Here is a 5,328-nt window from a genome sequence, read left to right as displayed (position 1 = left end):
CCCTGATAGCCCTCTAAAGGTGTCATGCTCGACCACTCGAGTTGCCGAAGTCTAGCGCGCCCCCTCCACGAAGACCGCCGTGGTGCGTGCGGGCACGGTGAAGGCGCCCGTGTCCGCGTCGAAGCTCGAGCCCTGCACCACCGCGTCGCTCGAGGCTGCCAGCACGGGGTGAAGGCTGAGCTCGAGGCCCCGAACCGCTTCGGCTTCAAAGGTGACCTCTTCGCCGGTGGCGTTAAAGATCACCACGATCAGGTCATGCTCTGGGTCCAGGTCTTCACCCTCCTTGTCCGACAGGCTCATGACGATGAGGCCGGGGGTCTGCTCGGGGCCGGTGTTATGGAACTCGAGCCGCGCCATCACCTCTTCGGCGCTCCTCAGGCGAAAGAGCGGCGAGGAATAGCGGACCCGGAGCATCTCCTGGAAGTGCTCGGCTGCACGCAAGATGTGCACAGGCTCAGGCACGAGGTTTTCGTCGGCGAGATAAGGGCGCAGGTAGGGGAAGTCGGCCTCGGCGACGTTGGGCGGCAGGCCCACGCCGAAGTTGTTCGTCTCGAGGCTGAAGTCGAGCCGGTTGAACCAGTCGCCCGAGTTGTACGAGTCGCGCTCTAAAGACTTCGAACGCAACATGTCCTGGCCGGCATGGAAAAAGGGCACGCCCTGACCGAGCATGACCATGCTGGCGCCCAGGTTTTGCATCCTCACCCGCTCGTCCACCGTCCTCTCGACGGGCGCTTTCATGACGATTTGGTCGAAGAGGGTCTGGTTGTCGTGCTTCTCGACGTAGTTGATGGCCTCTTGGGGGCTTTCGGTGTAGCCGGCGGGCGCGCCGTTGTAGTCGATATCAAAGCCCGTCACCGTCTCGCCCGAGCGGTCGGTGAAGCTATAGTCGCGCAGGTTGCCGGTGAGCCCGACGCGGATGAGGTCGGCGTAGTGTAAGAGCCGCGTCGCCGCCTCCCCGGGCCCGAGCGGGTTGTCGTTCATGGGGTTGTCGGGGTTGGGGTCGTAGGAGAGGCCGCTGATAAAGCCCTGGTTTCTGATGATGTCCCCCGGCGCGTCAAAGGGCCCGCCGCCGCGGATGGCGTCGCGCATCCGGTCGTTAAAAGTGCCGATGCCCAAGCCGCCGACGTTCAGTTGCGTGGCGTTGACGCCGCGGGCGTTGTCGGCCACCTCGCCAAAGTTCCAGCCCTCGCCGTAGAGGTAAATCCTGGCGCCGTCCACGCCGTCCTCCTCGAGGGTCAAGGCGTCTAGAGCCTCGCGGACGCGGACCATGTTGTCACGCATGTGGTGGCCCATGAGGTCAAAGCGGAAGGCGTCTATCTTGTAGGCTGTGGCCCAAAAGACGACCGAGTCCACCATGAACTTTTCCATCATGGCGTGTTCCGTGGCGGTGTTGGGGCAGCAGGTGCTGGTGGTGACGGCGCCGTTTTCGTCGAGGCGGTGGTAGTAGCCGGGAACGATGCGGTCAAAGACCGACCGCTCGCTCTGGCCGGCGGCGTTGGTGTGGTTATAGACGACGTCTTTTACCACGCGCAGGCCGGCGCCGTTGATGGCCTGGACCATCTCGCGGTACTCGAGGATGCGGCGGGGTCCGTTCGCGTCAGTTGCGTAGGAGCCCTCGGGCACGTTGAAGTGGAAGGGGTCGTAGCCCCAGTTAAAGCCGTCTTGGTCGCGGACCGGGTTGAGGAGGTCGCGCTGTCCGGTCGAATCGGGCGGGAACTCGGCGAGTTCTTCAAAGCTCGGGTTCACCTGCCGGTTCTCGTCCTCGTCGATGGTGGCGATGTCAAAGGTGGGCAGGAGGTGGAGGTGGCTGAGACCGGCTTCGGCCAAGCTGCGCAAGTGGCGCACGCCGTTTGTGTCCGCCTCGGTAAAGGCGGTGTACTTGCCGCGGTTTTCCGGGTTCACCGTCTCGTCGCTAATGCTGAAGTCGCGCAGGTGGATTTCGTAGATGCTGACGTCGTTAAAGGCCTCGAGCGCGGGTTTCTCGAGGACGTCCCAGCTCTCGGGCTTGTGCTCTGCGTCGCCCAAGTCTACAAGCTGGCTGCGCGCGGAGTTCATCGCCAGGCTGAGCGAATAGGGGTCGGTGACGAGATTGCGTTCGACCTGCCCGGTGACGGGCGTGTAGACCTCGACCTCGTAGAGGTAGTAACGTCCCTTCCAGTCCGGCTCGCCGGCAATGCTCCACACCCCTTCGTCGCGCTCCAAATCCAAAACCTCGAGCGCGGTCCCGGCGTCGGGGCCGTCAAAGAGGTGCAGACTGACGGACTTCGCGGTGGGCGCCCAGAGCTTGAGCGTAGGCGCGTCACCTTCCCAGACGATGCCTAAGTCGCCGTCGTAGGTATAAAGGTCGTCAAGAACGCCGGGAATTTGCAGGCCTGTCGCCTCGACCAAGGCGCCGCCGGCGGTCATCGACACGGCCATGCGCCCCTGCAAGATGTCGGGAATGCGCCTGAGGTCGTTGGCTCCCACCCGCAGGGCGGTGTAGCCCTCTAGGTGGGGAAATTTGGCGAGAACCTCGTCGCTTAAGCCGTCACGGTCAAAAGAGAGAAGCGCCACCTGCCCGCCTCTGACCTCACCGTCCTCGATGGCGAGATCCCCGTCGGGCTCGTAATGTAGCGCGTAAGTCGCGCCCTCGGCAGGTTCAAGCGGCCAGGCGATGGTGCTCTCCGAGACCCAGTGGGCCTTGGCGAGCGCAAGGTCGGGGGCAAGGTCGGGGGCAAGGGCCGGACCAGCGGCAGGAAGATTGTCGGGGTCGGGTTGCTCGCTATAGATGTTGTCACTCCCTGAAACGAGCCAGATTTCGTTGCCGTGCTGCTCGAGGTTGAGAAACATGTCGGGACCGGGGTCCTTGTCGTCGCCGCGGTGGACGATAAAGCCGACGCGGCGCGCGCCGTCCGTAAGGGCTACGTCCCAGTAGACACCGTAATCCGTCTCAGCGGCGATATCCAGGCCGTCCTCCCAGGTTACCGACTCGGTGGTGTCCTCCCAGACGTGCAGCTCCCAGCCCTCGTAGTCGCCGTCGGGGCGGTGGTAGTGGATGCGGGCACTACCCTCCTGCGGTCCTTCCTCTTGCGCCGGAGCGAAGCCTGAAGCGGCTAACATCAAAGCCATCAAGACAAAAAACCATCTAAACCATCGCTTCATACTGTCTTATCCTTTCTTGTACCCTTTCTCCTTTTAGTTTCTCCTACTAACTCTATCTTATCAAGCTCAGGCTTTTGCGGGCGGCTCAACTCGTCGCGCTGGTATAGCGCCTTAAGCCAGCCCGCCACACGGCAAGCACCAGCACAACCCCGCCGAGGCCAGCTGCGAGGCCAGCCCCCGCCAGCCACAGCGGCACCCCCCGCGTCAGCGCCCGTGCGGGCATAATGGTGATAAAAGCGACAGGCAGGAGGTAGGTCAAGAGCGCGCGGATGGCCGGATGGTAGACGTCCAGCGGATAGCGGCCGAACTGCCAGAGGGCCGAGTAGAGCACGTCCAGCTCCGCATGCGGCGCCCAGAAGGCGAGACTTGCCAGCAGCACCCGCGAGGCCCAGGTGAGGATCACGCCCGCGGCGATGAGGAGCAAAAACATGGCGAGCTGCACCGCGCTGGGAACGCCACCCGCACCGGCTACGCCCACTGCCGTCACCATCGCGCCGAGCGCGACCTGGGCGAGCGCCCACGGTTGGCAGGTCCCGAGGCTGGCGAGAAACACGCTCGAGACCGGCTGGAGAAGCAGATCGTCGAGCTCCCCTTGCCGAAGTTTGCCTCCGAACCAGGCGAGGTTCGGGGAGATAAAGGCCTCGAGCACACCGCTCATCAGGTAAAACACGCCGAGCAGCACGAGCGTCTCCTCAAACCGCCAGCCGGCCAGCGTGTCCGTCTGGCTATAAACGATGCCAAGCGTCGCGAGCCCGGCGGCGAACCCGGTCGCGGTGAGGAGCGCCTGGAAGATGAGGTTTGCCCGGTGAGCGAGCTCCCGCTGAACCGAGATGACGATAAGAGCCCAAAAGAGTCTCAGGTAACGCACCGTTCACCCCCCGACCGCCGTGTAGCGGCGCACCCCGCGCTGCCACACCAGCGCGGCAAGAAACACCAAAGCCATCCCCCAGGCGAGCTGCCAGACGTACCCGGCGATGATCTGGCCAGTGCTCAAAACCCCGCTCGCCACTTCCGCCGGGAAGCCGAGCATCGCCCTAAAGGGCAGTGCCTCCGCCCAGGGGCGCAACGCTTCGGGCATGAGCGGGAGCGGTGCCGCCTCGCCGCCCAGGAGGAAGATGAGCACGTCGCCGAAGCCGACCACACCGTGCGCACGCTCGGTCCAAAAGGCCGAGAGCGCAAGCGTGTAGGTGAAAAGAAAGCGCAACCCCCCAGCCAGCACCAGCGCTGGCAGCGCGATCCCCACCTCGGCAAGGTCAAAGGAGGCGCCAAAGAGGAGGGCCGCGCCCACCAGCAGCGGCAGGCCGAGCAAGGCGTGCCATACCCGCATCGCCAGGTTATAGGCCAGCGGCGCGAGGACGACGCCATGCGGCCGGAGCAGGTCCTCCGCCAGGCTCCCGTCGTAGATGCGTCCGGAGAAGGTGTGGTTTTCATACGAGGCGCTCAGCAGGCGCACCGTTAGGAGGGCAACGTAATAGCTGGAAATCCCGGCGCCTCCTCCGAGCGACAGCGCCCGCACCTGCCTCTCGAGGAGCGGCTCCAAACCTAAGAGCTCGGTGAGTTCCCCCAGGTTGCGCCTGAATTCGCCCTCGGGCACCTCGTAGACAAGTTTTTGAAAGTGCAAGATATCCATGACGGTGAGTTCCCCCGGCGCGGCCAGTGGGCGGCTGCCGCGGATCATGGCGGTGCGGCGCAAAAAGGCGTGCGCTCGCTTCCAGGGGGCGTAGCCGAGCACGCTCGCCCGGCCGCTCGTCGGGTGAAGGATGCCCGAGAGCATTTTGAGGGTGGTGGTTTTGCCCGCCCCGTTCGGGCCGATAAAGCCTACGAGCTCGCCGGGCGTAAGCTCGAACGAGATGTTACGGACCGCTTGCACCTCGCGCACGCTCCGGCGCACGAGCGAGCGCAGCGCGGCGCGCAGCCCCGCAGGGCGTACGGGCACCCGGTATGTCATCGTCAGGCCATCCGTCAGAATCATCGTCAAACCTCCCTGTAGTACACCACAGCACACCACCACCCGAAAACGCACGGAGCTGGTGTGCCGCTTTACCTGGACTGAGACGGTTTCGGAGGCCTCGAAACGTTGTCACCAATCTACCAGCCCGTCACTACCTTGGTGGGCCAATGGAGGGTTGGCTAGATACCGCTTGCAGCACGGCGTTAAGAGCAGCAAACCTTGACGCGGCTAGGGGC

General features: G+C 64.2%; 3 protein-coding genes. All 3 read right to left on the bottom strand.

Annotated elements, in window-relative coordinates:
- Positions 1 to 51: 51 nt before the first annotated feature.
- Positions 52 to 3,099: a pullulanase-type alpha-1,6-glucosidase gene (pulA, locus tag M3498_07615; GenBank protein MDQ3459150.1), complete on the bottom strand. Its 3,048-nt coding sequence runs from the start codon at positions 3,097 to 3,099 to the stop codon at positions 52 to 54.
- 127 nt (positions 3,100 to 3,226) lie between these two features.
- Positions 3,227 to 4,009, bottom strand: coding sequence for an ABC-2 family transporter protein (locus M3498_07610; GenBank protein ID MDQ3459149.1), 783 nt, complete (start codon positions 4,007 to 4,009; stop codon positions 3,227 to 3,229).
- 3 nt (positions 4,010 to 4,012) lie between these two features.
- Positions 4,013 to 5,089 (bottom strand): ABC-2 family transporter protein, encoded by a 1,077-nt coding sequence (locus M3498_07605; GenBank protein MDQ3459148.1) that lies wholly within the window; start codon positions 5,087 to 5,089, stop codon positions 4,013 to 4,015.
- Between the last annotated feature and the right edge of the window lie 239 nt (positions 5,090 to 5,328).

Source organism: Deinococcota bacterium (assembly GCA_030858465.1).
In the GTDB taxonomy this organism is placed as follows: Bacteria; Deinococcota; Deinococci; order Deinococcales; family Trueperaceae; genus JALZLY01.
This window is presented reverse-complemented; position numbering and strand designations above follow the sequence as displayed.

Excerpts from the sequence above, each read along its gene's own strand:
- pulA (MDQ3459150.1), bottom strand. The coding sequence starts at position 3,099 with ATGTTAGCCGCTTCAGGCTTCGCTCCGGCGCAAGAGGAAGGACCGCAG.
- M3498_07605 (MDQ3459148.1), bottom strand. The coding sequence starts at position 5,089 with ATGACATACCGGGTGCCCGTACGCCCTGCGGGGCTGCGCGCCGCGCTG.